The sequence below is a fragment of the Candidatus Nitrosopumilus sp. genome (assembly GCF_028278985.1).
Lineage (GTDB): Archaea > Thermoproteota > Nitrososphaeria > Nitrososphaerales > Nitrosopumilaceae > Nitrosopumilus.
This window is the reverse complement of the sequence record NZ_JANQTA010000013.1, coordinates 1-26,167: the sequence shown is the minus strand read 5'-3', so window position 1 is coordinate 26,167 and position 26,167 is coordinate 1. Positions and strand designations below refer to the sequence as shown.

31 protein-coding genes and 1 tRNA gene are annotated in these 26,167 nt (G+C 32.1%); 16 read left to right on the top strand and 16 right to left on the bottom strand.

Features of this window, described 5'->3' with window-relative positions; genetic code table 11:
- Positions 1-58: 58 nt before the first annotated feature.
- Positions 59-433 (top strand): archaeal heat shock protein Hsp14, encoded by a 375-nt coding sequence (gene hsp14, locus Q0941_RS04135; RefSeq protein ID WP_299291637.1) that lies wholly within the window; start codon positions 59-61, stop codon positions 431-433.
- On the opposite strand, the gene Q0941_RS04130 is transcribed toward hsp14, so the two are convergent.
- The 7 genes from Q0941_RS04130 to Q0941_RS04100 form a co-directional block, all read right to left on the bottom strand.
- The gene (locus Q0941_RS04130) at positions 434-1,978 is read right to left on the bottom strand and encodes an ABC1 kinase family protein (RefSeq protein ID WP_367277468.1); all 1,545 of its coding nucleotides are present in this window, start codon (positions 1,976-1,978) and stop codon (positions 434-436) included. It abuts the gene before it with no gap.
- Between the two features lie 5 nt (positions 1,979-1,983).
- Entirely contained in the window at positions 1,984-2,364 is a 381-nt protein-coding gene (locus Q0941_RS04125) for a hypothetical protein (protein WP_299291633.1), read from the bottom strand.
- A gap of 206 nt (positions 2,365-2,570) precedes the next feature.
- Positions 2,571-2,759, bottom strand: coding sequence for a hypothetical protein (locus tag Q0941_RS04120; protein ID WP_299291632.1), 189 nt, complete (start codon positions 2,757-2,759; stop codon positions 2,571-2,573).
- Positions 2,760-2,945: 186 nt separating this feature from the next.
- A complete protein-coding gene (locus Q0941_RS04115; protein WP_299291630.1) occupies positions 2,946-3,287 on the bottom strand; it encodes a hypothetical protein in 342 nt (113 codons plus the stop codon).
- Between the two features lie 45 nt (positions 3,288-3,332).
- Entirely contained in the window at positions 3,333-4,631 is a 1,299-nt protein-coding gene (locus tag Q0941_RS04110; RefSeq protein ID WP_299291872.1) for a hypothetical protein, read from the bottom strand.
- Positions 4,631-5,299 (bottom strand): ABC transporter ATP-binding protein, encoded by a 669-nt coding sequence (locus Q0941_RS04105; protein ID WP_299291870.1) that lies wholly within the window; start codon positions 5,297-5,299, stop codon positions 4,631-4,633. Before Q0941_RS04105 ends, Q0941_RS04110 begins: the two co-directional genes overlap by 1 nt.
- A gap of 28 nt (positions 5,300-5,327) precedes the next feature.
- Positions 5,328-6,485, bottom strand: coding sequence for an ABC transporter permease (locus Q0941_RS04100; protein WP_367277470.1), 1,158 nt, complete (start codon positions 6,483-6,485; stop codon positions 5,328-5,330).
- Between the two features lie 147 nt (positions 6,486-6,632).
- Between Q0941_RS04100 and Q0941_RS04095 the strand changes: the two genes are divergently transcribed.
- Both Q0941_RS04095 and Q0941_RS04090 read left to right on the top strand, forming a co-directional pair.
- Positions 6,633-7,535 carry a winged helix-turn-helix transcriptional regulator gene (locus Q0941_RS04095; protein ID WP_299291626.1) on the top strand — a complete coding sequence of 301 codons (903 nt, stop codon included), beginning with the start codon at positions 6,633-6,635 and terminating at the stop codon, positions 7,533-7,535.
- Positions 7,536-7,560: 25 nt separating this feature from the next.
- Entirely contained in the window at positions 7,561-8,076 is a 516-nt protein-coding gene (locus tag Q0941_RS04090) for an NUDIX hydrolase (RefSeq protein ID WP_299291624.1), read from the top strand.
- Here the strand turns inward: Q0941_RS04090 and Q0941_RS04085 are convergent, their stop codons facing one another.
- Complete coding sequence (locus Q0941_RS04085) at positions 8,077-9,057, bottom strand: phosphate uptake regulator PhoU (protein WP_299291623.1); 981 nt, start codon at positions 9,055-9,057, stop codon at positions 8,077-8,079.
- 65 nt (positions 9,058-9,122) lie between these two features.
- Between Q0941_RS04085 and Q0941_RS04080 the strand changes: the two genes are divergently transcribed.
- The 7 genes from Q0941_RS04080 to Q0941_RS04050 are packed head-to-tail and all read left to right on the top strand — an operon-like array spanning position 9,123 to position 14,393.
- Positions 9,123-10,034, top strand: a complete 912-nt coding sequence (locus Q0941_RS04080) for a GHMP kinase (RefSeq protein ID WP_299291621.1) — start codon at positions 9,123-9,125, stop codon at positions 10,032-10,034.
- Positions 10,035-10,044: 10 nt separating this feature from the next.
- Positions 10,045-10,809, top strand: a complete 765-nt coding sequence (locus Q0941_RS04075) for a 4-phosphopantoate--beta-alanine ligase (protein WP_299291619.1) — start codon at positions 10,045-10,047, stop codon at positions 10,807-10,809.
- On the top strand, positions 10,802-11,641 hold the full coding sequence (panB, locus tag Q0941_RS04070) for a 3-methyl-2-oxobutanoate hydroxymethyltransferase (protein ID WP_299291617.1): 840 nt from the start codon (positions 10,802-10,804) through the stop codon (positions 11,639-11,641). The genes Q0941_RS04075 and panB overlap by 8 nt, the downstream gene beginning before the upstream one ends.
- On the top strand, positions 11,631-12,881 hold the full coding sequence (gene coaBC / locus Q0941_RS04065) for a bifunctional phosphopantothenoylcysteine decarboxylase/phosphopantothenate--cysteine ligase CoaBC (RefSeq protein ID WP_299291615.1): 1,251 nt from the start codon (positions 11,631-11,633) through the stop codon (positions 12,879-12,881). The genes panB and coaBC overlap by 11 nt, the downstream gene beginning before the upstream one ends.
- On the top strand, positions 12,878-13,057 hold the full coding sequence (locus Q0941_RS04060; RefSeq protein ID WP_299291613.1) for a hypothetical protein: 180 nt from the start codon (positions 12,878-12,880) through the stop codon (positions 13,055-13,057). Before coaBC ends, Q0941_RS04060 begins: the two co-directional genes overlap by 4 nt.
- A gap of 32 nt (positions 13,058-13,089) precedes the next feature.
- On the top strand, positions 13,090-13,896 hold the full coding sequence (locus Q0941_RS04055) for a methyltransferase domain-containing protein (protein ID WP_299291611.1): 807 nt from the start codon (positions 13,090-13,092) through the stop codon (positions 13,894-13,896).
- An 11-nt stretch (positions 13,897-13,907) separates the two neighbouring features.
- Entirely contained in the window at positions 13,908-14,393 is a 486-nt protein-coding gene (locus Q0941_RS04050; RefSeq protein ID WP_299291610.1) for a hypothetical protein, read from the top strand.
- Between the two features lie 2 nt (positions 14,394-14,395).
- Here the strand turns inward: Q0941_RS04050 and Q0941_RS04045 are convergent, their stop codons facing one another.
- Positions 14,396-15,460, bottom strand: a complete 1,065-nt coding sequence (locus Q0941_RS04045) for a Xaa-Pro peptidase family protein (RefSeq protein WP_299291608.1) — start codon at positions 15,458-15,460, stop codon at positions 14,396-14,398.
- Between the two features lie 72 nt (positions 15,461-15,532).
- Here Q0941_RS04045 and Q0941_RS04040 point away from each other — a divergent pair, with 72 nt between their 5' ends.
- Together Q0941_RS04040 and sepF are read left to right on the top strand one after the other, a co-directional pair.
- On the top strand, positions 15,533-16,546 hold the full coding sequence (locus Q0941_RS04040) for a tRNA (5-methylaminomethyl-2-thiouridylate)-methyltransferase (protein WP_299291606.1): 1,014 nt from the start codon (positions 15,533-15,535) through the stop codon (positions 16,544-16,546).
- A gap of 73 nt (positions 16,547-16,619) precedes the next feature.
- On the top strand, positions 16,620-16,898 hold the full coding sequence (gene sepF / locus Q0941_RS04035) for a cell division protein SepF (protein ID WP_299291604.1): 279 nt from the start codon (positions 16,620-16,622) through the stop codon (positions 16,896-16,898).
- Here sepF and Q0941_RS04030 read toward each other — a convergent pair.
- A complete protein-coding gene (locus Q0941_RS04030) occupies positions 16,890-18,827 on the bottom strand; it encodes a beta-CASP ribonuclease aCPSF1 (RefSeq protein WP_299291602.1) in 1,938 nt (645 codons plus the stop codon). The genes sepF and Q0941_RS04030 overlap by 9 nt on opposite strands.
- A gap of 7 nt (positions 18,828-18,834) precedes the next feature.
- Positions 18,835-19,476 carry an archaeal proteasome endopeptidase complex subunit beta gene (psmB, locus tag Q0941_RS04025; RefSeq protein WP_299291600.1) on the bottom strand — a complete coding sequence of 214 codons (642 nt, stop codon included), beginning with the start codon at positions 19,474-19,476 and terminating at the stop codon, positions 18,835-18,837.
- Positions 19,477-19,544: 68 nt separating this feature from the next.
- Between psmB and Q0941_RS04020 the strand changes: the two genes are divergently transcribed.
- Complete coding sequence (locus Q0941_RS04020; protein WP_299291598.1) at positions 19,545-20,609, top strand: sn-glycerol-1-phosphate dehydrogenase; 1,065 nt, start codon at positions 19,545-19,547, stop codon at positions 20,607-20,609.
- Positions 20,610-20,611: 2 nt separating this feature from the next.
- Here the strand turns inward: Q0941_RS04020 and Q0941_RS04015 are convergent, their stop codons facing one another.
- The 3 genes from Q0941_RS04015 to Q0941_RS04005 are packed head-to-tail and all read right to left on the bottom strand — an operon-like array spanning position 20,612 to position 23,064.
- Complete coding sequence (locus Q0941_RS04015; RefSeq protein ID WP_299291596.1) at positions 20,612-21,343, bottom strand: FKBP-type peptidyl-prolyl cis-trans isomerase; 732 nt, start codon at positions 21,341-21,343, stop codon at positions 20,612-20,614.
- A 41-nt stretch (positions 21,344-21,384) separates the two neighbouring features.
- Complete coding sequence (locus tag Q0941_RS04010) at positions 21,385-22,530, bottom strand: alanine--glyoxylate aminotransferase family protein (RefSeq protein WP_299291594.1); 1,146 nt, start codon at positions 22,528-22,530, stop codon at positions 21,385-21,387.
- Between the two features lie 39 nt (positions 22,531-22,569).
- Complete coding sequence (locus tag Q0941_RS04005; RefSeq protein WP_299291592.1) at positions 22,570-23,064, bottom strand: nicotinamide-nucleotide adenylyltransferase; 495 nt, start codon at positions 23,062-23,064, stop codon at positions 22,570-22,572.
- A 61-nt stretch (positions 23,065-23,125) separates the two neighbouring features.
- Between Q0941_RS04005 and rtcA the strand changes: the two genes are divergently transcribed.
- Positions 23,126-24,148, top strand: a complete 1,023-nt coding sequence (gene rtcA, locus Q0941_RS04000; RefSeq protein WP_299291590.1) for an RNA 3'-terminal phosphate cyclase — start codon at positions 23,126-23,128, stop codon at positions 24,146-24,148.
- Here rtcA and Q0941_RS03995 read toward each other — a convergent pair.
- Positions 24,128-24,625: a CopD family protein gene (locus tag Q0941_RS03995; RefSeq protein ID WP_299291588.1), complete on the bottom strand. Its 498-nt coding sequence runs from the start codon at positions 24,623-24,625 to the stop codon at positions 24,128-24,130. The two genes, rtcA and Q0941_RS03995, sit on opposite strands and share 21 nt — an antisense overlap.
- 82 nt (positions 24,626-24,707) lie before the next feature.
- On the opposite strand from Q0941_RS03995, the gene Q0941_RS03990 reads away from it, so the two are divergent.
- Positions 24,708-25,205, top strand: coding sequence for a hypothetical protein (locus tag Q0941_RS03990; RefSeq protein WP_299291586.1), 498 nt, complete (start codon positions 24,708-24,710; stop codon positions 25,203-25,205).
- 4 nt (positions 25,206-25,209) lie between these two features.
- Here Q0941_RS03990 and Q0941_RS03985 read toward each other — a convergent pair.
- Positions 25,210-25,283, bottom strand: a tRNA-Val gene (locus Q0941_RS03985).
- Between the two features lie 83 nt (positions 25,284-25,366).
- On the opposite strand from Q0941_RS03985, the gene bluB reads away from it, so the two are divergent.
- Positions 25,367-26,077 (top strand): 5,6-dimethylbenzimidazole synthase, encoded by a 711-nt coding sequence (bluB, locus tag Q0941_RS03980; RefSeq protein WP_299291584.1) that lies wholly within the window; start codon positions 25,367-25,369, stop codon positions 26,075-26,077.
- The last annotated feature ends 90 nt before the right edge of the window (positions 26,078-26,167 follow it).

Below are 26,167 nucleotides of genomic sequence, written 5' to 3'. Positions count from 1 at the left end.
ATCAATTAATTAAAAATCTATCAAGGTTTATAACCAAAAATCAAGCAATTATCTCAAAATGGGATTAGTAAAAGAAGTCATTAAAGAAATTGGAAATAAATCTAGAGAATTCTATGAATTTGTTCTACCTCCAATTGACATGTATCTAAGCAAAGATAGTCTCAAGTTAGTAATTGATATTCCTGGTTTCTCAAAAAAAGATATCAAACTAGTCTTGTGTGGAGACATCTTATCTATCAAAGCACAAAAAGAAATCAAAGAAGATGAATCATTGATTTCAAATCAACGTCCAAACATTATCGATAAAAAAATCAAACTTCCTATTGAAATCAAACAAGGAGAAGAACAAATTGATTCTGCAAAATACGAAAATGGTGTTTTGACATTAATCATTCCTGTAAAAAGTTCAGGAAAAGATATTTCAATTGAATAACTAGTATTTTCTGAAAAATCCTGAAACTGCCATTATAATTCCTGAAGAAATCATTCCTGCTAATCCAAGAATTTCATGTGATTGAATTAAAAATACAGATCCAATAAAGAGAGCAGATGCAAAGATGCTTCCACTTATCAAAACCATTGGTTTTCCTTTTTTCATAAAAATTTGAGCTTCATCCATCAGTTTTTTCATTTCAGGTCCCATTCGTAATGCAGAATCAATGGATTTTGAGAAATTATCAAATGAAATTTTTAATTCTTCTACATATGCTCTTGTTATCAAATTTTCTTCTTGTAAGATATTTTTTAGAACTTTAACAAATTTGAAATCTACATCATGTGTTTTGTAAATTCCTTCAATGATTGATGCCATTCTCATATACAGAGCTAGATTTTTTGGTAAAACAAAAGGAAATTTACTCATTGTTTGATTTGCTAGTTCCATCAAGCTTTGAACTTCCATTTCATCAGGTTTATTTCCATGCATAGCACGAATTGAAAGTTCAATTCCTTTTTCAATTACTTCACGATTGTATCCAGGAGTAAGCATTCCAAGTTCATTCATTGCATTAACAACTCTTGGAGGATTACGTTCAACTAAAGCAAGATAAAGTCGAATAAGCTTGAATCTGGTCTCATTATTGATTCGTCCAACCATCCCATAATCATACAAGATTAGTTTTCCATCATCTGTGACTGAGATATTTCCAGGATGAGGGTCAGCATGGAAAATGGAGTGCTTTAGAAGCATGGTAAAGAAGACTTTATGCACATCAATGACTAGCTGTTCTCTATCAACTCCTACCTGGTTCAGTTCTTCAACATTTGTGACCTTAATTCCTGGCAAATATTCCATGGTTAGAACATTTTTTGAGGAAAAATCATCATAAACTGAAGGAACTACAACTTTGCTAGAATTTTCCATATCAGATTTTATTCGTTTTAGATTTGATGATTCATTTGTATAGTCCATTTCTTCATGAATGGTTTCAATAAATTGTGAAAGCATAGCTTTTGCAGAATAGCGTAAGTTTGGATCAACAAATCGTAGTGCTAATGGAAGAATTTTTTTTAAAACTTCTAAATCTTCAGCAACTATTTTTTCAATTCCAGGTCTTTTTACTTTAACAACAATTTGTTGTCCAGAGATAGAACCTCTGTAAACTTGACCTAGAGATGCACCAGAAATTGAATTAGGATCTATATTATCAAATTTCTCATTAATGGGACCAATTTCATTTTCTATGATCGGTTTTACTTGTTCAAAGGGAGCTGGAGGAACACTATCTTGAAGTTTAGCTAATTCTTCCAAGTAAGGTTGGGGTAAGATATCAGCTCTAGAAGACAACCATTGACCTAGTTTGATGTAAACTGGACCTAATGAAATAAAGGTATCAAGAACTTTTCTGGCATTTTTTCTAAATTGCTCAGAGTCTATTTCATTTTTTGATTGTTTAATCCATGTCTTTCTATCTTTTCTTAGAGCTAGAATTGAAGGTAGAAGTTTTACTAACACTTTGATTGTTCTAATTTTTGACAAAATAATCACTCCAAGTAATTTTTTAATTTCTTTGTAGCTGCATATCCCACATAACCGGAGATTAGCGAAGTAAGTAAAGTAGCAGAAATTGAAGATTTGTTAGATTTTTTCTTTAAAAATTTTGCAACTTGTGTACCACCAAATATTCCACAAGCCAGACCAATCAAAAATTCAGGAGCATCTTTTACAAGATGACCCATTGGATCTATTCTAGGATCAATTTTATCAGTATGAACTAAAAATTTGTCATCATATTCTCTAATGTGTAAATTACCATAACGATATTGTTTCTTGGCTCCATTTTTTTGTCCTAGGAATGTTTCTTCAGCTCCATCAAGCATGAATTCACGTAATTCCTTTGGGACTTCAATTTCATTCCCTGGCATGATCGCAAGATCCAGTAATTGTTTATAATCTTACGGTAAACTGCAAAATATTTTGAGGCTAAGGTTAACTAGACATAAACATTGTATTTAGAATATTCGAACAAGTTCTACGTTTTTCTTTTATTGAATTTTTCAACATCAAATTCAAATAGATAGGATGGAGGCTTTTTCCCAAAAAAAGACCTCACACCATCTATTGAAAATTTTTAATCATTTATCTTATCTTTTGTAAACAATACAAAACTAACTCCAAAACAAAGCACCATTACAATTCCAGTGACATATGCATAATTGAAACCAACTCCGGGATGATCTGTTTCATGATAATGGTTTATCAGAAATGTTGCAACTAACAATATGGCTCCAATGTACGTTAATTTTCTGTGTAATTCCACAAAATTTTCATTACTAGAAACTATATGAATTTAGAAAAATCTAAAACTCTCAAAGAAGAGGAGTCGTGATAAATCCAACGATACTACCTACTAGAAAGAGAAATACACCCTTTGCCATACCCAATATTACTTACTTAAGATATGATATAATAATACTGATTATTTCCCATATGTGGAAATGAAAATTTATTGATCGCTTTCCATTTCAGACAATTTCTCGATTACTTGCTCTAATTCCTTCTTATTCTCATTTATGACTCGTTTAATGACTTCAATTTCTTCATTAATTTTTGCAAGATTTTCATCATCTGAATTAGTAATTTGACTTTCTAAATCTGTAAGAATTTTCTGATTATTTTGGTTAATTTTTTCTAATTCTATTTTGTAATTTTCTAATTTCTCATATTGACTTTTGATTTCAGGTAATTCAGCAATATCTCCCAGTTCTTGATTTGTAAAATAACCAAAGGCTGCAAAGATTGAACCTCCGACAACCACAATGATGAGTGCAATGATTGTAATTCTCAATTTTATCAGTAGTTATTCCCTAGTTTTAGATTAAAAATTTAATCACTATGTAATTGACTGTTTTTTACGCCTGCGCATCAAGAAGAAACCCACTCCAATGGCAATAACAATTGGGATTATCACTAAGGAAGCATCTGAACCATTTTCTTCTTCATTTGAAATCTCTTCAATGAAGATTGTGGTATCATGATTTAGAAAGATTTCATCACGAACTCCATCTTTGTATCTTACAGTAATTGTTACTTCATGTTCTCCATATTTCGGTTCACCATCGAATTCTAAAGGAAGATTGAATGGAACTGGAGCATCAACTTCTATTTCATCAATAAATTGAGATTGGGGTTTAATGTTAGAATCTCCTCGTGATTGAATTGATGCAAAGCCAAATAATCCATCTTGATTTCCTTCATTAATAATTTCACCAACTACCATTTGAGTTCCAGATAATTCAATAACTTCTACATTGAACACTGTTAGATCAATTAATCCCTTAATATAGAAGTCTACAACTTTTGCAATAATTTCCTGATCTCCATGTGCGTTAAAATATGAAATAGATAATGGAATTCGTAATGTATCTCCTTTAAGAGATTCTGGAACATATACAGTAGCAGTTAGGAATTTTGCAGATTGTGGTTCTATTGTTCCAATGTCCCAATTTGATTCTAAGATTACAACATTTTCAACATTTGTAGTTGAAGCTGCTGTGGATGCACGCTCTGTTTGTGTATTTGTTGAAACAATATCAACACCAGAGATTGGTGCAGTTCCATCATTTGCAATTTCTATAACAACATTATTTGTTGTCAATGATGTCAAAAATGGTTCTAGTGCTCTTACATTGATGACACTATCTCCAGTAACTTTGAACTGGAAATCAGCAAAGGCTGTTCTAACTCCAGACTCTCGTAATCTAGAGTAATCAACTTTAACTGTACCTGGAAATTGTTGATTTGGAGTATTATCAGCAATGTTTACAAAAAATGTTAGATGGAAATTGTCTCCTGCAAGTGAATTTGAATCACTATCAGCAAGAATAATTGAACCTGGTCCATCTGCAGGACTAAAACCAAATGGTAATGATAATTGTCCTTTGATTCCAGTAATATCCTGAGTTCCAACATTTGCAAAAACTACAGTAAATGGGACATTTCTGTCTCCAGCTTCAACTTCGATTTTTTGATTTAATGTACCAAAGTATGAATCAAGGAATTTTACATCACCAAAATCACGTTCAAATGGTGATTGACCAAATCCACCTGAGGTTATTTGACCATATGAGTCATTTACAATTAATGGTAAAAATCCAATCAACATAATTGATAGTAATATTTTTTGATTTATCATGCTAAAACCTCCATCTCAGATGGTTGATCACCTTCAAATGCTTTACCATCTTTAATTGTAATTACTCTATCAACATCTCCAAAATGATGTCTATCATGTGTAACAATAATGAAAGTTTGATTAAGTTTTTTTGCCATTGATTTCATCAAGTCAACAATTGTTTGGGAAGTAACTGAATCAAGATTTCCAGTAGGTTCATCAGCTAAAACTATTGATGGTTTATTTACTAAACCTCGTGCAATGGCAACTCTTTGAGCTTGTCCACCAGAGATTTTATTTGCTCGTTTTTTAATTTGAGATTCTAATCCTACAGAAGTTAACAAGTCAATTGCATCAGATTTTGCTGTCTGAGTACTTCCACCAATTTGTCTAGGTAATAGAACATTTTCTAGAACGGTAAGATCAGTTAGAAGATTGGAAAATTGGAAAATAAATCCTAATTTTTTATTTCTAAATGATGAGATGTTATCATCATTTAATGTTGTAGTATCAATACCATCAATAGAGATTTTACCATTTGTAGGTCTGTCAAGTAATCCAATCATATTGAGTAATGTAGATTTTCCTGAACCAGAACTTCCAACAATTAATACAATTTCTCCTTGTTCAATTGAAAATGAAACATTATCAAGAGCTTTTACTTGATTTTCGCCCTCTCCATATATCTTGCTAACATTATTGATTTCAAGTACTTTAGACAGTTCTCATCGCCTCCACAGGTAGTAATTTGGTTGCCCTATACGACGGGTATAACGAAGCAATTATGGCTAGAGTAAATGATGTTAAGGCTGTTTGAGTAATTTTGCCCCAATCATAACTTACCTCTAGAGGCAAACTGTTATTGAATGACATTTTGGTTTCTTTTGCATAAAATGTATATCCCAATCCTGCAGCAGTACCCACTCCTGCTCCAATTGCTCCAATAATCATTCCTTGGAAGATAAAAATAATTAAGATGTCTTTTCTTTTTGCACCAATTGATCTCATTACACCTATCTCTCTAGTTTTGCCATTTACTAGCATCATTTGAATAGTAACAATTGCAAATGCAGATGACATCATTCCAAAATATCCAATCATATTGATCATTGCAATTCCAGATCTAAATCCGGCTAATTGTTCTTCAGCAGATTCTTCTATAGTTTCAGCTAAAAAGTCATCATTAGGAAATGAACGTAAAAAGAATTCTTTCACTTCGAATGCTTTTGTAGGATCATTTAGTTTTACCATTAATGAACCAGTATCACCTTGACGACTCATCATATCTCGTAGTGTATCAATATGAATTACAGCAGTATAATCAAAACCTTGACCACCTGGAGATGCTGCAATTCCAACAACAGTAAATCGTCTAAGTTGATCTTCACCATATCTATCAACAACTAAAACTTTAACACTGTCTCCAACTTCTGCTCCACCTAGATCTCTAGCAACATTAGAACCTAGGACAATTGAATTTCTAGAAAATACATAGGATCCATCTGAAACAGTTTCATGAACTGTTGAAGCTCTAATGTCAGTAAAAGGATCAACTCCTACAATTGGGACACGTGTTTCTTCAACTAGTTTTCCATATTTTGTCATATTCATTTCGGCAGTTGATGAAAGCCGCGGTGTCGCCGCTTCAACATATGGAATTCTTTCAAACCAATTTACTAAAGACAAATCAGATTTATCGATATAATCAGCATCATCTGTAACAAGAATATCTCCATTTCTATAATCACTAATGTCCCGGACAATTGCATCAAAGAGTCCTTGAAAGATTACAAAATTGACATGAATAACTAAAATTCCAATGGTGACAGCTAAAACTGCTCCAATCAAACTCCCTTTTTTGTTAAACAGCATTCTTTTTGCTAGGGTTAATCTGTATTCCAACGATCAGAATAAAATAGTCTAGTATTTAATGTATAGGATACATAGTGCTAACATAGTAGACAATTTTATATAAAATTAGTTTTTTATATATTTCATGGAGATACTTTAGGTGACAAAATGGACATTTTAGACATGAAAATTTTGAGCAGGCTTCTGAATAATTGCAGAGAATCTGATAGGCAAATAGGCTTAGAACTAGGTATTTCAGGTGGTGCAGTTCGTGCTAGAATCAAAAAAATGGAAAAAAATGGAATTATTGAGGATTTTTTCATTAAAGTCGAACCTCCAGTTTTAGGATATGGGATTTTGTACTTTGTAGTATCTGGAGAAGATATCAAAGAAATTTTAGAACAAGTTAGTCTTGTAGGTGAGCCATTCATTGTTGTTCCATGTGTTGGAGGGATTACTGTTTGTGGAATTGTGATTAAAGAGAATTTGGAGCAAAAAGTCGAATTGGCATCAAAACTAATGAAGGATGTTAGAGTATTAACAATTTTTGAAGCTGATAATACTGGATTTAATTCAAATCTCACAAAAACAGATTTAGAAATTTTAGGTGAATTGATCAATGAACCAAGACAAAAAATTGAAGATATTGCAAAAAATACAAATCTTTCAACTAAGACAATTACAAGATGTATAGAAAAGCTTCAAGAAAATGATGGAATTCAATTCACATTAGTTTATGATCCACAAAAAATTGAAGATTTTATTCCACATGCTGTTCTTACATGGATTGAAAATGATCTTAAAGGTACATTAGAAAATATGAATAAAGTATTTTCAGATTCTTATTTACAAATTCCATTTATTGCAAAAAATCAAATTGTTTTGTTTATGTATAGTGACAGTATTTTCAAGATGGATGAAATTACTCAAAAGGTAAGAAACATCAAAAATGTAAAATCAGCAGATTTGTTTATTCCTAAAAAAATATCATTTTATGATAAATGGTTAGAAAGAGCAATAGAGGATTTCAAGAAATCGCCAACATTACACTTAGCATATGAAACAAATTAAATAATAAGAATTTTTCATTAAATCAATGAAAAAAACAAAGATCTATGATGGAAAAATTTTAGGATTAAGTGTATATGATGGAAAAATTGAAGGAAGAAAAGTAAAACGAGAAGTAATAGAACACAGAGGTGCAGCAGCAATGCTTGCATTTGATGAAGACAAAAAGTTGATTTTAGTGAAACAACATAGATTTCCACATGGTTATGTTTTAGAAATTCCAGCAGGTACATTAGAGAAAAATGAGGAGCCCATAAAATGTGCATTTAGAGAATTAGAAGAAGAGACTGGATACAGAGCAAAAAAAATGACACCATTAATCACATTCTATCCCTCTATAGGCTACAATTCAGAGATTATTCACTGCTTTTTAGCCTCAGGATTAAAGAAAATTGCCGATTTGAAGCTCGATGAGGATGAAATTCTATCAGTAGAAAAAATAGATTTGAAAAAAGTTCTAAGAATGATCAAAACAGGTAAAATCCAAGATTCTAAAACTATTTGCGCTGTTTTGACATATGCATCAAAGAAAAAACTCTATTGATTATTCGTTGTAAATAGGTTTTACAAGATCTGCAACATCGGCCCATGATTGAATTACTTTTTCAAACATATAGATTAAATCAAGGAAATCAATTGGAATTTCTTTTTTCTTATCTAAACTAGCACGCAAAGAACCAAGTTTATCTTCTAATTCTTTGTAAGATGAAATTGTTTCAATTGCTAATAATCTATCAGGCTTTGTAAAAGCATCAATAGATTTTTCAGCTAAAATACTAAAATTCTTTACAACAATGAAAATTTTCTTTGTGTGCTCTTTTGATAATGATGAGTTGTAAATCAAATTAGATAATTCAACAATTGAATCACCTGCATTTTCCAATAGATTTGCAGCAACTCTGTAATCCAAAATATCAATATTTTCTAGATTAAAAGTAGTTGCTAATCTTCTATCTACAAGAGTACTTCGAATTAATCTAACTAGTAAGAAATATTGTCGATTAACTTCTACATCACGATTAGGAATTGTTTGCAAATTTGATTTATCATCTGATGTCAAGCCATTTGTTGCATCATCATACATTCCCAAAGCAATTGAACTCATTCTTTTGAGAATTTTTTGTGGATTAAGTGTTGTAGCATCTAAAAGAAATTGCATGTTTATATGATAAGCATCTTCTTCAATGATTTCCATTCCAACAAGACGTCTCATCGAATTACGAATTTGTTCTCGATCTTCCCCTGGAATTATTGATTTTGAATTAATTTGAATAATATCATATCCTAAAAGATATGCACCAGTAATGTCTGCAACTATATTTTCCTCCTTTGGCAAGGGATATGAAATTACTAATTCTTTTGTTGGGCGGATTTCTTTGTTAGCAGAAATAGAAATGCTGTCTTGTCCAGTTTCAAGTTCTACCTGACTACTTTTATCCAAATTATTTGCATCAACCCATTCTTTTGGAAGTGAAACTAGAATGCTGCTTCCGATTCTTTGTAGGCGACGAATGAATTTAGTCAATTTATACTAATTTAATTAATTTAAGCCATATTCTTATATTTTGTGTTAAATTTAAACTCAGATCAATGGAGGCAAAGGCATTTTGTCCTGCACATATCACAGGTTTTTTCACAGCTCATTTAGATGATTCTCAAAAAATTTCTGAAAATCTTGGTTCAATGGGAGCAGGATTTTCGATCAAACAAGGGGTTACAACTAGTGTAAGTGTAAGTGAAAAAAAAGGACAAAAATCAAATTTTAAAATTTCAACAATTGGTTATGAATCAGATAAAACAGATGTGTCAGAATTTGTTCTAAATGAATTTCTAAAATTAGGAGATTTTTCAGATAGATTTTTTGATATAAAACACGAAATTACAATTCCAGTGGGTTATGGTTTAGGATCAAGTAGTGCAGTTGCTTTATCACTTTCATTTGCATTAGATGAAGCACTAGAAACTAAACTAGATAAAACATTCATTGGAAAAATTGCTCACAATGCAGAAGTAAATTGTAAAACAGGTTTGGGTGATGTGTTGGCTTCATACCACGGTGGTTTTGAAATTAGAGTTAAACCCGGAGCTCCTGGAATAGGAAGCGTTGAAAAAATTTCAACTGAAAAAATTTCCATAATTATGATTTGCTTTTCTCCAATTTCTACTAATAAATTCATCAAAGAAAGATTATCACAAATCAATGGACTTGGTGGAAAAATGGTTAACAGATTATTAGAATCAAAAAATTATGAACATTTTCAAGATATGTCATTAGAATTTGCAGAATATATTGATGTCATGACACCAAAAATGCAAAAGCTAGTTAATGAATTATCAGATAATAATATCAAATGTGGGATAGCATTATTTGGTGAAACCATTTTTACAATGATTCCAAAAGATAAGCAAGATGAGGTGTTAAAAATTTTAGAAAAATATTCTGATGGAATTATTATAAAATCAGAATTAGATAACATTGGAGCAAGAATTCTAAATAACTAATTGAAATCATATGCCACTTATTCCAAAATCTCATCCAAGAGCAAAATCACTGTTAATAAGAGAAAAACTAGTTGATGGTTTTGATAACGGTTTAGTTGCAAAAGAAGGACTTTTGGCTCAGGGCAGGGGCGAGGCATTTGATTATTTACTTGGAGAAAAAACAGGAAAAGCAGCCAAAAAAGCCATAAAGGCAGCAGCAGCTCAGATAATCCAGGCACAAAACCCAGTAATTTCAGTTAACGGAAACATTGCAGCTTTGTGCCCAAAACAGATAGTCAAACTGGCAAATCAGACAAAGGCAAAGATTGAGGTAAATCTCTTTTATGCAAATGAGAACAGGAAAAAAGCTATTGTTAAAATTCTAAAGAAGAACGGTGCCAAAGAAATTCTCGGTACTAATCCAAAATCATCAACAAAACTAGTTGGAATTGATTCAGAAAGAAGAATTGTTGATAAAAATGGAATTTTTGCAGCTGATGTTGTTATAGTTCCATTAGAAGATGGTGATAGAACAATGGCATTAAGAAATGCTAGAAAAACTGTAATCACATTTGATCTAAATCCACTCTCCAGAACTTCGCAAACTGCAAATATAACAATTGTAGATAATGTCACAAGAGCAATTGATTTGTTAATTGTTGAATGCAAAAAACTGTCAAAATCAAATCCAAAAAGATTAGAAAAAATCATCTCTGATTTTAATAATAAAAATAATCTTTCTGAAAATGTAGTTCAAATAAAAAATAATTTAACAAGGAGAGCTAGAATTGCATAAATCAGTTCAAGATATTCTAAATATGAAAAAAGAAAAAAAGAAAATTTCTGTAATTACTAGTTATGATTACACATTAGCTTCACTTTGCGATAAAGCAGGAATTGATATTTTGCTAGTTGGTGATAGTGCAGGAATGGTAATGCTTGGATATGAAAATACAATTCCAGTAACTATGGATCAAATGTGTATGTTTACTGAATCAGTAAGTAATGCAAGAAAATCCTCCTTACTAGTAGCTGATTTACCATTTATGTCATATCAAGCAAGCATAGAGGATGCAATAAACAATTCAGGCAAATTAATCAAAGCAGGAGCAGATGCAGTAAAATTAGAAGGAGGATCAATTATGGCTGAAACAATTAGTGCAATTGTAGATGTTGGAATTCCAGTGATGGGACATATTGGATTACAACCACAAACAACAATGCTATCACAAGGATACAAAGTACAAGGAAAAACAAAAGAGGCTGCAATGAAGTTGATTCAAGACGCAAAAGAGCTTGAAGAAGCAGGTGTGTTTAGTATTGCAATAGAGATGGTAAGTCACGAAGTTGCAGAAATAATTTCTGAAACAGTTAGTGTTCCAATTATTGGAATTGGTTCAGGGGTAGGATGTGACGGGCAGGTATTGGTTGTTCATGATTTGTTGGGCATGTATGATAAGATCAAGCCAAAATTTGCAAAAAGATACATGAATTTGTCTGAAGATATTGTAAAGTCTCTTGAGAATTACAAAAATGATGTTTCATCAGGTACATTTCCTGCAGAAGAAAATTGGTTTTCAATGGATGAGACAGAATTGAAAAAATTACGTGATCACTTTGGTAGCTAAGAAAAAAATCAAAAAAAATGATCATCCATCATTAGATATTGTTTCATCTCATGGAACAGAACTATCAGGAAAGAAAATTGTTCTATGTGTAGCAGGAAGTGTTGCTGCATACAAAGCAATTGAATTAGCTAGATTGTTAATGAGACATGGAGCAGATGTAACATGTGTAGCAAGTAGTGCTGTTACAAAATTAATTCAACCCGATTATTTCAAATGGGCAACAGGTAATAATGTCATTACAAAACTTACTGGAAAATTAGAACACATCAAATTAGCTGATTACAAGCAATCAAATTTACTAATTGTCTATCCAGGGACAGCAAATACTCTTGGAAAATTAGCAAATGGTATTGATGATACACCAATTTCCACTGTTCTTACAGTTGGATTTGGTTCAAAAATACCAATAATGATGTGTTTGGCAATGCACGAATCAATGTATGAAAATTCTGCAGTAAAAAAGAACATTGAGTTTTTGAAAAACAAGATTCAGTTTGTCAGTCCACAAATGATTGAAGGAAAAGCTAAAGCTCCTGAGCCTGAATATGTTTTAGAAAATGTTCTAAACAAATTTGGTTCATCGCCAATTCTTAAAAATAAAAAAATTCTGATAACAGCAGGGCCTACAATTGAATACATAGATCCTGTTAGAGTTATCACAAATGTTAGTACAGGAAAAACTGGAGTTCTACTTGCATCAGAATTAATTTCTGCAGGAGCCAAAGTTTCTATGATTTACGGACCAGGAAATGAAAAACCACCAAAAGGTGCAAAGATAACAAATGTAAAGACAAGTAAAGAAATGTTTGATGCAACAAAAAAAGAACTAAAGAAAAAATTTGATGCTGTTATCATGGCAGCTGCTGCATCTGATTATACTCCAGAAAATTTCTCTAAATCAAAAATCAAAAGTACAAAAAATTCTCTAAATATTAGGCTCAAAAAAGCACCCAAAATCATTGATTTGGTAAAAAAGTATCAAAAAGACACTTTTCTTATTGGATTCAAAGCAGAGACAGATATTTCTCAGAATTATCTTATAAAATCAGCTCAAAAAAAGATGAGAGAGTCAGATGCAGATATGATTATTGCAAATGATATTGGTAAAAAATATCAAAAAAATCCAAGTATGAATAAAGTTTTGATCATTGATAAAAATTATGTCAAGATATCAGGTTGGAAGAAAAAAGAATCAATTGTGAAATTTATCAAAAAAGAGATTGAAAATAAATTAAAATGAAAAATTCTGATTTAAAAAAATTGATTTCACAATATTTTGAAACAAAACAAAAGATGAAAAAGAAAAATGCAAATACTTTCAAACTTTCTGAACAACTTAAAGAAATTGAGCATAGATTTTATCATGAAACAGGAAGAACATTAAAATCAGAATTAAAAGATTTGAAAGAGAATTGAAATTAAATTCATTTGATTATAAAAAAAGAAATATGAAAATTTGGAATGAAGTTGCTCCTAGATATCATAAACGATGGGCTACTGCAACTTATGGTCCATTTCAAAGTACAAAAAAATTAGTTGAACATGTTAATGTTCAAAAAGGATTCAATGTATTGGATGTTGCATGTGGAACTGGAGTAGTTACTAAAAGATTAAGTCAAAAAGTTGGAAAATTTGGTCATGTCATTGCTGCAGACACATCAGTGACAGCAATTAAAATTGCAAAAAAATACAATAAAGAAAATTCAAATATTTCATTTGTAAATTCTGATGCAGAAAATTTTTCTTTTAATCAAAAATTTGATGCAATTACTTGTCAATACGCTTTGTTTTTCTTTCCAAATGCAGTCAAGGCTCTCAAAAATATGAAGAAAAATCTCAAAAAATCAGGAAAATTAGGCATATCTGTTCATGGGCATAGGGATAATGTGCCATTTTTTGGAGCAATATATGATGCAGTAACTCAATTTATTCCAGATTACATCCCTCGAGGAACTCCAGATTTAGATAGATTTGGAACAAAAAAATCTCTAAGAAATGAAGTAAAAAAATCAGGATTTTCAAATATTTCAATTCACGAATATGTTTTCAAATACAGTCCAGGAAAATTTGATGATTATTGGACAAATTACATAAAATATGTTGCAAAACCAATCAAAGAAAAATTATCAACATTAGATAGATCACAACGAAAGGAACTCAGAGACATGGTAAAAGAAAATACTAAACCATTTACAAACAGAAATGGAGTAATTCATTTCCCTTGGGAAGTTTTAATTCTAACTGCAAAAAACTAGATGAGAGAAAGATGGGAAAAGATAGAAAGAAAAAAGAGGAAGAAAAACCAAAAAAGAATGATTTTAAGGCATTTCTCAAAAAAAGAGCACCCATTTATCTTGGATTAATTGGATTATTCATCATTTTTGCAGTTCCTGAATTAACCAAAGGAGACCTAGAAGGTTCATTACCAGAACTTTCAGCTGAAGATAAACAAGTAGTTGATATCTTGATGGGCTATAATGGTCCAAATGGAGCTGGACTAACTGTTATGGAGGCATTATCAAATAAAATAGCAGAAGAATATCCTGATGAAAAAATTTATGATAATAAAAAAACTAGTGTAGATCTTATCGTTTCAAAAATTAATTCAGAAGAATATCAAGTAATGTTTGATTTCAAGTCACATAAAGGAGAAATGAATTATGACTGGAATGTTAATGTAAACTCTAATGAAATAGATGCAAACAATGATGATTCAAAATACATTTTAGATTTAGTAGATTTTTATGATTAGCCTCAAATTGTGACTAAATCTTTAGTAAATTTGTGCATTACAAGTCCACGATCCCTTACAATTAGAGAATCTTCAATTCGTATTCCAAATTTATTTTCGATATAAATTCCTGGTTCAACAGTTATTGCCATATTTTTTTTCAATTTCGTATCACTTTTGTATGAGACAGTAGGTAATTCATGTACTTCTAATCCAATTCCATGACCTGTTGAATGAATAAAGTATTGACCAAAATTTTTGTCATCAATAAATTTTCGACAAGCCGCATCAACATCTTTACAATTTATGTTTGGTTTTACAGATTTTAACCCTAATTTTTGTGATTCTTTAACAATTTCATAAGCTTCATTGGCATCAGTAGAAATTTTTCCTATTGCAAATGTTCTAGTAGCATCTGAAACATATCCTTTGTATCTTAAAGTTAGATCAGTAACTACAAGATCTCCTTTTTTGAATTTTCTTTGAGTCACTTGTGCATGAGGAAGTGCACCATTTGGACCTCCAGCAATAATTAAGGGATTCAAAGTGGATTTGTATCCAGTATCAAACATTCCTTGTTCCATAGCATATGTCATTAGAATTGTTTGTAGTTCTGATTCTTTTTGGCCTACTTTCATCTTTTTTGTACATAATTCGAACATTTCATCTATGATTTTTGATGCTTTTTTGAGAATTTTGATCTCATTTTCGTCTTTAATTATTCTAGCATTGTAAAATGGTTCAGTGGAAGATTTGATTTTTGGAATTGATTTTTTCAGACTAGTCATTATTTGATAATTCTGACAATCAGTACAAACTTTGTTTTTCTTGATTTTTTTGATTAGAGATGTGATTAATCCTATTCCACGTTCAGCAGTAATTACATCACAATCTTCAGATTCATCTTTTGCCCTACCTACCTCTAGTTCAGGTGCAATGATGGTTGTTTTACCATTTTTTTCTAACAGCCCTATTGCTTCTCCCCAAAATCCTGTCAAATAGAAGAGATTTTCAGGCTCGAATGTGACTAGAGTATCACAACCGATCTTTTGTGCGTGTTTTAGAAGATTTTTTCGACGCTGCTTCACAACAAATCATCTGACTTTTCTCAATTTATGTATGATGCAAAGTTTGTATATGGAAATTCAGAGGAATTTCTTGTGACAGAAGAAAAAGAAAAGAAAAAAGTTGTTGCATTGCTATCAGGCGGATTAGATAGTCAGTTAGCAGTTAGAATGATGCAAGAACAAGGATTTGATGTATCAGCTGTTGCAATAAAAACACCATTTTGTGATTTTGATTGTGGAAGAGGTTGTGGTTTTGAAATTAGAGAGCGTGCAGATGATCTTAATGTAAATTTGAAAACAGTTTATCTTGGTGATGAGTATATTGAGATGTTAAAAAATCCTAAACATGGAATAGGTGCAGGATTCAATCCATGTGTGGATTGTCGTTCAATGATGTTTGATGCTGCAAAAAAACACATGGAAGAAATTGGTGCAGAGTTTATTATTTCTGGAGAAGTATTAGGACAAAGACCTATGAGTCAACATGCACCTTCACTTAGAACAATTGAAAAAGAATCAAACCTGGTTGGAAAAATTGTTAGACCACTATCAGCAGGACTGCTACCACCAACAGATCCAGAGAAAGAGGGCTTGATCAAAAGAGAAAATTTAGGAATGATTAAAGGAAGAACAAGAAGAACTCAGTTAGAAATGGCAAAACAATACGGGATAGAAAATCCACCAAATGCTGGTGGTGGATGTCTATTAACAGATCCCGCATTTGGAATTAAAGCTAAAGATTTGTTTGAACATACTAAAACTCCTACAATTAATGATATTGATTTGTTAAAGATTGGAAGACATTTCAGATTAGATGAACAAACAAAATTTGTTGTTGGAAGAAATAAAGATGAAAATGAGATGATTAAAGCAATTGCAATGCCAGGAGATATTTTACTTGAAGCAAAAGATCACGTTGGACCAATTTCAATTATTCGTGGTAAAAATGCAAAAGAACATCTTAACTTTGCATCATCAGTAACTCTAAGATATTCTGATGCTCCAAAAAACGAATCAGGCATAGTTTTAATCAAATCAGAAAATAATTCTGAAGAAATTTCAACCAAAAGAGCTCTAGAAGAAGATTATCTAAAGTTTAGAATCTAGGCGTGAAATTTTAAAAAAATTAGTTAAAACTAAGGAAGAGTTTTTGAGGAAGTAGATCGCATTTCGAAATAGAATGCAAAAACAAGAAAATCCAACATATCTGAAAGCAATTACAATCAGAGACGTTAGTGATGTTCATTCAATCAAAGAGGATATCAAAAAAGATATGATTTTGATTCTCAGGGTTACACCACTGGCACAAAAAGATGTAGAGCAGCTCAGAAAAGTGGTTGAAGAATTGTATTCTATTGCAAAAACAGCTGGTGCAGACATAGCTAGATTAGGAGAAGAAAGAATCATCGTAGCCCCATCTAGTATAAAGATCTGGAAACCAGAGTACGATCTAAAATAATTTTATTGCTTCTTGAATTTGAGGATAATGTGCAGGAACTCGGTGCATACGTCTAATGTTCATTGCAAGATTTTCAGATTTCTTACGTTCACCATGATTAACTAAGACTCTTCTTAGTTTTGGTCTGAGACGTTGTACAAAAGACATCAGTTGGTTGTAATCACTGTGACCACTGAATCCATCTAATTTTTCTACTCCACAATTAATTGTGACAACTTCAACCTTTCCTTCTTTTCCAAGCATTGAAACTTGTTTAGATCCATCTAAAACTCGTCTTCCAAGAGTACCATTTACCTGATAAGATACAAACAAAACTTTGCTCTTTTTATCAGGTGCAATATTTTTGAAATATTCTAAGACAGGCCCACCTTCAAGCATACCTGATGTGGCTAAAATAATACATGGCGAATCTTCTCTCATTGGTTCTTCTCTTGCATCTGCGTGCTCAATGTTCGTGAAATATTCAGAATCAAATGGATTATCATCAGTTTCAAGAATCTTTTGTTTTAATTCCCTGGCTAAATATTCTGGATATGATTCATGAATTGCAGATGCCTCAGAAATCATTCCTTCTGTAAATACTGGTGCTTCAATCATTTCACCAGATTTCATGTAATGATCAATTACCATCATCAATTCTTGTGCACGTCCAACAGCTGGAATTGGAATCAAAACTTTACCTCCATCTGCTAATGTGTTGTTTACAGCATTGATAAAAGCAGATTCAACTTCTTGTCTACTAGGCTGAATGTCTTCTTTAAGACCATAAGTACTTTCAATTAGTAATGTTTCAACTCTTGGGAAATTCCAACTAGCTGCTTCAAACAAAATACTTTTTCCAAATTTGATATCTCCCGAATAAACAAAGTTGTGATCACCATTTCCAATATGGAAATGACATAATGCAGAACCCAAAATGTGTCCAGCATTTGCAAGTACTAATTTGATGTCAGGTGAAATATCAGTTACAGTTCCATAAGGCAACGTAATTGTTTGTCTCATGATTTGTTTTACATCACGTTCAGAGTAAATTGGAGTTCTTCCTTGTGCAGCTGCTACTTTGATTGCATCTAACTGAATCAAGTTCATCATTGGTAAAGTTGGTTCAGTACAATAGATTGGTCCTTTGTATCCGTATTTACAAAGTGTTGGTAAAAAGCCAGTGTGATCTAAATGAGCATGTCCAATTACAACTGCATCAATTTCATCTAATGTCATATTCAGAGAATCTAATCTTGGAAATGCATCCATAGGAGAACGAGCACCTGGATTAATTCCACAATCTATCAAAATCTTACTTTCTGGAGTTGAAAGAAGTAATGAGGAACGCCCGACTTGACCAAATCCACCTAGAGTGTATAATGAAACTTCAGTTCTTTGTGATAATCTAGGTCTAAAAATTTCATCTCCAACTTGTTTTAGCTGCTTACTACGCTCAGATGAGGCTTGTTTGAGTGTAGCATTAATGGTTTGAATTGTTCTGGAAGGTACTGTAGTAGCCTTTCTAACTCTTAATTTCCATCCAATTTTCTCAGTTATTTCTGCGTGATTGAATTCTTTTGCATCTCTTTGCAATAACCAGGGTCGTTTAGCTTCAACTGAAACCTCACCAGTGGCTGTATCAAATATTGTTCCTTGTAGATTTGCATCTTTTGGAACACAGTCTGCTAAAATTTTTCTAGCTTCATCTTCAGGTTTACGAATTGATTCATCGGTTCGAACTACAATTCTTTTTTTAATTACATTAACAAGATTTGAGATTGTTTCATTATTTTCCATCAAGTATCGTGGAGAATTTGTATAAAGTGCAATTCTAGGTCCTTCATATTCTATTTTTGTAACACTAGCTTCTTTAGGAATACTTTGCAGTATGGTGGCCATTATATTTTGGCTAGAAGGTAATTCTTTAGATGGTTGTTTTCTTTGCATTAAATCACTAAAGTTCGATGACAGCTTTCTTTTGCTCATCGGTCAAAAGACGGAAGCCGTCTTTATCCATGATGGCGACATTAATTCCATCGCCTGTACCAATATTTCTAACAATAGCAGCTTTAACTGCACGTAAAGCAATTTTCTTTGCTTCTTCTACAGTAAGGTCTGCTCTATATTCGTCTTCAAGTAAACCATAAGCAACTGGAGATCCACTTCCTGTTGTTACATATGATTTCTCTTCAACTGAACCGAACATGTCTATATTGAACAATGCAGGTCCTTGTGCATCATAACCGCCAACCAAAATATCAGCCATAAATGGATAGCCTCTATTCTGATGAAATATCAACGAACATAGTCTTGCTAAAGAGTGAATTGAGATGGGTCCTTGTTTTTCCACTCTGTGTAAGTTAGAATGATAACGTAAGATATCAACAATATTTTGTGCATCAGCTACACCACCGGCTAAGGTTAAACCAGCATGATGATCAATTTTTTGGATTTTCATAGTATTGTTGTTTGCGATAAAATAGCCTGCGCTTGCTCTCATATCAGCACACAAGACGATACCGTCTTTTGCTTTGATACCTACTGTGGTAGTCCCGTGCAGAATTTTTTCTTCGACATTATTTGACAAAAAATACACCTATTAAGATAAAGTAAGTGGCATGTCACCCTTTTAAATAACTTTTTGATCCGTTGAAATCATAAATAATGAGAAAAAATCAAGATCGCATGCATTCACATACAATGGAATTACCCAGGCTCATTGAAATAGGTGAAAAGAATATTGCTGATTTTGGAAAGTTCTTGAAAACTCTAAACAAGCCAAAAAAAGTTTCGTTGATTTCTGGAACAAATGTTCAGAAAGTATTAAGGAAAAAAATAGAAAAATCTCTAAACTCAAATAAAATTAAATTTGTTTGGCATACTTCAATTGATAACCAGATAGAATCACTTAACCAAATTCAAAAAAATGTAAAAAAAGACAAAGCAGATCTAATTGCTGGAATCGGAGGTGGGAGGTCTGTTGATACTGCAAAATTAATTTCTTATAATTTAGAAATACCATTTGTTAGTTTGCCAACTGCTGCTTCTCATGATGGAATGGCTAGTCCATTTGTTTCTGTAAAAAGCGACAAGCCGCATTCAATTGTAGCAACAGCACCTATGGGAGTTTTTGTAGATATAGATATTATCAAAAAAGCACCAAAAAAATTACTTGCTAGTGGATGTGGAGATTTGATTGCAAATATTATCGCAGTAAAAGATTGGCAACTTGGTCATGAAAAGAAAAAAGAGTACTATGGAAGATATGCAGCAGATTTGGCTTTGATGAGTGCCAAAATAGTAATGGAAAATTCATCAGAATTTGCAAAAAAAGGTCCAGATGCAAGAGTCATTGTAGAGGGATTAATCAGTGCAGGTGTAGCTTCATGTATTGCAGGAAGCAGTAGACCATGTTCTGGTGCAGAACATTTGTTTTCACATGCACTTGATAAAATTGCACCTGGAATTGGATTACATGGTGAAAAATGTGGGATTGGTTCCATTTTGATAGGAAAGTTACAAGGACAAGATTGGAAAAAAATTGTTAGTACATTAAAAAATGTTGGAGCACCAACTACTGCTAAAGAAATTGGATTAACTGAAGATATGGTAATAGAAGCACTAACAATTGCTCAAGAACTTAGACCTGAGAGATATACAATATTAAAAGAAATTAAAATGACAAATATCAAAGCAAAAAATCTTGCAAAGAGTACTAAAGTAATCTAAGTTTAAGCAGCTTTTTCTTTTGTTTCAGGTTTCTTTTCTTGAGTTTGTTTGTTGACATGTGTCTCAACAAAACTTACTTTTTCAAGTGTTGGAACAAATTTGAAAACATCAAGTTGGATAAAGTGTTTCATGATTTGTAAACCATCAGCACGTAAAATCTCTTCAGGTACTGAAATGTTTGCTTCTTTATCTTTCAAATCAAATGAAATTTTAGAATCTTCAACTGGTAATCTATTTTTTAGAATTCCATCAACTTTGTCATTTGGAGAATCAAGTGATTTAATGACGTTAACATCAAAGAGGATGGTTTTTCCAGCGTATCTGTGATTGTAATCTACTTGAACTCTTCCAGATCCGATAAATCGAATAATTCCTCTTTTGTTATCTACTTCAATTGTATCTCCAACTGAAACTTTCTCTGCATCTTCACCCAATTTTCTAATAGGAATCATTCTAACTTTGCCAGAATCACGTTCACCAAATCCTTTGTCAGGAGTAACTTCAACTGTTAGTTTATCACCAACTGCAGTTTTTGCTAATGCCTCATCAAGACCTTTTAGAACAGGATAAGATACTTCGCCGATTGAAACTAGTTTTGGTTGATACTTGACATTTTGTTCATGAATTGAATGTTTTTTTGCATCCTCTTCAATTGTTGTGTCAAATACTTCCTCACTATCTTTCACTTTTGCAGTGTAATCTACAAGGATAAGTGAACCTTTATCGAAAGTCAATGTGATCGGTCTCGAATTTCCTTATATTAAGTTAACAGGATTTAGAGAGCTTTGAGTTTTTCTTCAGCAGCATTGAATCCTGCTTTAGCATCTATATCATAACCCATCATTGCTAGGGTTGATGAAATTGCAGAGATGGTTCTCATAACATGATATGGACTTACTTCACCCATACATCCAACTCTGAAAACTTTACCTTTAAGATTTCCAAATCCACCTGCAACTAAAACTTTGAATTTGTTTGCAAGAGTGTTTCTAAATGTCTTGTCTTCAAGACCATCCAAGTAATTTAATGCAACAATTGAAATTGAACGATCTTCTTCTTTTGCAAATGGTGAAAGACCCATGGCACTTAAACCAGAATACAAAGCATCAGAACATATTTTGTGTCTGTTAAAGACATTTGGTAATCCTTCTTCTAATAGAATTGCTAGTGCTTCTCTATATGCATAGAGTAATGGTAATGCTGGTGTGAAGGGAGTGTGTTTTTCTTCATCATAATATTTGAAGTATCTTGCTAAATTGAAGTACATTGTATTTGGAGGATTTTCTATCATGTATTTTTTGGCTTTAGCACTAACAGAAATTGGTGAGATTCCTGGAGGTGCAGCGATTGCTTTCTGTGCACCTGTCATACATACATCAATATTCCATTTATCAACTGGAAGTGGTGCTCCACCCAAAAGGGAAACGGAATCAACTACATAGAATGCGTCATTTCTTGAAGTCAAATCAGATACTTTATCGAGATAATTTACCATAGTACCGGTTGATGTTTCATTGTGAACTACATAGAATGCTTTAACATCTTTGTTATTATCAAATGCTTCTTTAACTTGATCAAATGTTGCATTTTGACCTGGTGGGGTTTCAAGTTTTACAACGTTTGCACCTTGGCCTTCAATTAATTGAGATAATCTATTACTAAATTCACCATTTACAGGAATGATAACTTTGTCACCTTTCTTTACAAGATTTACAACGCCGGCTTCAACTGCTCCAGTTCCTGATGCTGATAGTGCAACAATATCATTTTTAGTTTCAAAAACTTGTTGAGTTTTGTCTACTACGTCAGTGTATAATTCTACAAAATCATCACTACGATGGTTAATGATTGGTGCAAGCATTGCCCTCATTACTCTATTAGGTACATTTGTTGGGCCTGGAAGCATTGAAAGGTATTCCATGATTGTCTAGAATGGGTAGTATGCGGGGTTTATTTATAATTAGAGATTTTTCAAACGATCTTTGGCACTATTTTGAATCAAGAAATTTTTTGTTCCTTCAGGAACTAAATGCTCCCATTTTTGATCGCTGAGAATCAAATCTCGAATATTTGTTCCAGATAGATCATCTCGATTCAAAAAAGGTATTGGAATAACTTGAACAGATCTTTTTGAATACAGATGATCTGTCAATGGATCATTTGAAAAGACAATTTTGAATTGGGGAACGATATCGTCTATCATTTCAATCCATTTTACATGATTATCTAAATCAGGAATAAAATAGATTGAAATTTTTTCTTTCAACGAATCATCAATAGAAGATAAAATCATTTGTTTTCTTTCTTCAGCTGAAAATGGATTATTTTTCTCCATAGGTTTGTTAGAACTTCCCAAACCTAACCATAAATTTTCAACTTTTGTAAGCGCAAATCTTAATGCATCAAGATGGCCAAGATGAAATGGCTGAAATCTTCCAATTAGTAGACCATCCATACTTTACATAAGAAAATTGTTTTTAAAAAACTATCATAAATGGTGTTTTTCCAAAAAAAATATGGATTTTGTAGAAATTAATGGTGGACATGGAGAAGGTGGAGGCCAAATTATTCGTTCAGCAACTACATTATCTTGTATTACAAAAAAGCCAGTACATATTGTAAATATTAGAAAGTATAGAAAAGTTTCTGGACTTAAGCCACAACATATTACAGCTATCAAAATTTTACAAAAAATTTCAAATGCAGAGGTAATTGGGAATTATATTGGATCAACAGAATTAAAATTTATTCCAAAAGACATCAAGAGTCAAAAATTAAATGAAGATGTAGGAACTGCTGGAAGCATATCATTAATTTTACAAACAATTATTCCTCTTGCAGTAGTTCTCAAGGAAAAATTACAGGTGAAAATTAGAGGTGGAACAGATGTTTTGTGGAGTCCAACTATTAATTATTCAGAAAAAATTTTGAAAGAAGTTTTTAGAAGAATGGGTTTAAAATTTTCATTAAAAATTACAAAAAGAGGATATTTTCCAAAGGGGGAAGGGGAAGTAGAGTTAGAAGTTTTTTCTTCTAAAGTAAATTCAATTTCATTATCTAAACGAACTTCAAATGACATTTCAATTTTGTGTACATATTCAAAAATTCCTCTAGAACTAATTTCAAAAGAAATTGAAAAAATTGAAAGTAAAATAAATGAAAATTTTACAGTTGATATAGAAATTAAAGAAGAGAAAGCAATCGATTCAGGTTCTTCATTATTAGCATACAGTATTGATGAAAAAACAATTTTTGGAATAGACTCATTATTTGACAAAAAAAATAAAAAATTTGATTTTGATGTAGAAAAATTTTTGGAAAATTCATCGGCTATAGATGAAAATCTAGCAGATATGCTCGTATTACCAGCTAGTTTAGCCTCAGGAAAAACAACTTTTGAAGTAAAAGAGATGACTTCACATTTAGAGACAAATCTGTTTGTTACATCAAAAATTACTGGATGCAGATACGGAATAGGTAAACTGCCAAAGGGTTATCAAGTGATTATAGAAGGAATATCATACTCCAGCATCAAGTAACGCTGCAAAGAACAAAATGGCTACAGATAAGACAACTGTGACTTCACCAAGAATGATAATTTTTTTTCTTAATTTTTGAATTTGTTCTTCAGGCATTTTATTTGACATGATTTTATCTTCTACATCTTTTCGAATTACTCTAACATGTACTGCATATGTGATGATAAGTAAGATTACTAAAATGATTTTTATGATTAGAAAATTTCCATAACTAGTTTCAACTAGGATATCTGGTTTACTTAATAGCTGATGTGATGTATAAAGTCCTGTAGCCATCAAAATAATTAGTGAAGGAACAGCAATTTTGTTAAATCGTCTTCCTACACGAATCATTATTTGCATTCTTTCTTCAATAGAATTTGACATGGTTTTGAGAATTGGAGAAAATACAATTCCAATAAACAGCGAACCACCAACCCAAATAGCTGCTGAAACAAGATGAATCCAAGTAATTATCGCCTGTTCTATGGCAGCCATGAAATAAGATACTTCAAATCAAATATTATGTATTTGGATCTTGACAACCTTTTTTAGTTGTACACAATCTGATACCATTGAAATGGCACTTCAAAGCAAAATGACAGTATATGCTGCAATTGCAGGTGTTTTAGGATTAATGGGTGGAATTGTTTACTATGCAAGTTTAGATAATGAATCGCTTGAGCAAGCTGAAATTGAACTAGTAAATATAGAATTAAGAGATGTTAATTCTCTGAAAAATCAAGCAAAATTTGATGTAACTTTTCTAGTTACAAATCCAAGTGAGAAAACATTTACCGTTTCACAAATTGGTTATCAGCTTTATGGAGATGGGGAATTATTAGGTTCAGGACAATATTCTACTGCAGATATAGCACTACCAGGTAGAGCAATTTTTTATTCTGGAGCATCAGTTCCTCTGAAAAGTACATTTGTTCTTAGTATGTCTGAAGAAAATTCAGGAGTATACAATTCTATGATAAATAATGAAATCGCAAATTTCATGGCAGATGGAAGTCTAACAACTGAAACTTCTTGGAGTGTCATTGAAAGTGAATTCAAATCTGAATTAAAGTAAAAAGTGGGCCGAGAGAGATTCGAACTCACGATCACCGCCGTGTCGAGGCGGTATCCTAACCAGCTAGACTACCGGCCCATTGAAGTACAAAACTAGATACTGGCATTATTAACGTTTAACAAAAGAAAGAGTGAATAAAAAGAGAAAAAGGCGTGAAATAGTTGACTGAAGATTTTACTGAAAGTGAGAAAAATGGATTCTACAAGGCAATCTATTCTAGAAGGGATGTTAGATCTCATTTTGTCTCAAAGGCTATAGAAGATGAAAAATTATCAAAAATTCTAAATGCAGCACATCATGCTCCATCTGTAGGATTTTCTCAACCTTGGAATTTTATTTTAATCAAAAATTCTGAAACTAAAAAGAAAATTAAAGAATCATTTGAAAAAGAAAAAGACCGTTCATCACAATTAGTTGAAGAACCAAAAAAATCAAAATATCTTTCATTCAAACTAGAAGGAATTTTAGAATCTCCTGTAAATCTCTGTGTTACATATGATCCATCAAAATTTGGTCCATTTGTTATAGGTCGCTCAAGTATTCCTGAGGCTGGATTATACAGTGTATGTTGTGCAATTCAAAACTTATGGTTAGCAGCTAGAACAGAAGGAATCGGATTAGGATGGGTAAGTATTTTATCAAATGATACTTTGAAAGATGTTTTAGAATTACCTGAACATGTTGTTCCTGTTGCATACTTGTGTCTAGGTTATGTTGACGAATTTGCAGAGAAGCCAGATCTTGAAACTGCAGGATGGTTACCAAGATTAGAACTCAAGGATGTTGTATACTTTGAAAAATGGAATGAACAAAAAAATTCTGATTGGGATAATATTTCAAAATTAATTAAAGAAAATCTTGATTACGCTTAAATAATTAAGAATGTTTTTTTTGCTGGGCTTGTGGCGCAGAGTCAATTTGACGCGAAACATGGATAGCGTGGTAGCCTCCTAAGTTACAGG

Excerpts from the sequence above, each read along its gene's own strand:
- Q0941_RS04020 (WP_299291598.1), top strand. The coding sequence starts at position 19,545 with ATGAGAAAAAATCAAGATCGCATGCATTCACATACAATGGAATTACCC.
- Q0941_RS04050 (WP_299291610.1), top strand. The coding sequence starts at position 13,908 with ATGGGAAAAGATAGAAAGAAAAAAGAGGAAGAAAAACCAAAAAAGAAT.
- Q0941_RS04090 (WP_299291624.1), top strand. The coding sequence starts at position 7,561 with ATGAAAAAAACAAAGATCTATGATGGAAAAATTTTAGGATTAAGTGTA.
- Q0941_RS04005 (WP_299291592.1), bottom strand. The coding sequence starts at position 23,064 with ATGGATGGTCTACTAATTGGAAGATTTCAGCCATTTCATCTTGGCCAT.
- sepF (WP_299291604.1), top strand. The coding sequence starts at position 16,620 with ATGCAAAAACAAGAAAATCCAACATATCTGAAAGCAATTACAATCAGA.
- Q0941_RS03995 (WP_299291588.1), bottom strand. The coding sequence starts at position 24,625 with ATGGCTGCCATAGAACAGGCGATAATTACTTGGATTCATCTTGTTTCA.
- Q0941_RS04060 (WP_299291613.1), top strand. The coding sequence starts at position 12,878 with ATGAAAAATTCTGATTTAAAAAAATTGATTTCACAATATTTTGAAACA.
- Q0941_RS04010 (WP_299291594.1), bottom strand. The coding sequence starts at position 22,530 with ATGGAATACCTTTCAATGCTTCCAGGCCCAACAAATGTACCTAATAGA.
- Q0941_RS04080 (WP_299291621.1), top strand. The coding sequence starts at position 9,123 with ATGGAGGCAAAGGCATTTTGTCCTGCACATATCACAGGTTTTTTCACA.
- Q0941_RS04100 (WP_367277470.1), bottom strand. The coding sequence starts at position 6,485 with ATGCTGTTTAACAAAAAAGGGAGTTTGATTGGAGCAGTTTTAGCTGTC.
- Q0941_RS04030 (WP_299291602.1), bottom strand. The coding sequence starts at position 18,827 with ATGCAAAGAAAACAACCATCTAAAGAATTACCTTCTAGCCAAAATATA.
- Q0941_RS04075 (WP_299291619.1), top strand. The coding sequence starts at position 10,045 with ATGCCACTTATTCCAAAATCTCATCCAAGAGCAAAATCACTGTTAATA.
- hsp14 (WP_299291637.1), top strand. The coding sequence starts at position 59 with ATGGGATTAGTAAAAGAAGTCATTAAAGAAATTGGAAATAAATCTAGA.
- Q0941_RS04125 (WP_299291633.1), bottom strand. The coding sequence starts at position 2,364 with ATGCCAGGGAATGAAATTGAAGTCCCAAAGGAATTACGTGAATTCATG.
- Q0941_RS04095 (WP_299291626.1), top strand. The coding sequence starts at position 6,633 with ATGGACATTTTAGACATGAAAATTTTGAGCAGGCTTCTGAATAATTGC.
- Q0941_RS03990 (WP_299291586.1), top strand. The coding sequence starts at position 24,708 with ATGGCACTTCAAAGCAAAATGACAGTATATGCTGCAATTGCAGGTGTT.
- rtcA (WP_299291590.1), top strand. The coding sequence starts at position 23,126 with ATGGATTTTGTAGAAATTAATGGTGGACATGGAGAAGGTGGAGGCCAA.
- Q0941_RS04055 (WP_299291611.1), top strand. The coding sequence starts at position 13,090 with ATGAAAATTTGGAATGAAGTTGCTCCTAGATATCATAAACGATGGGCT.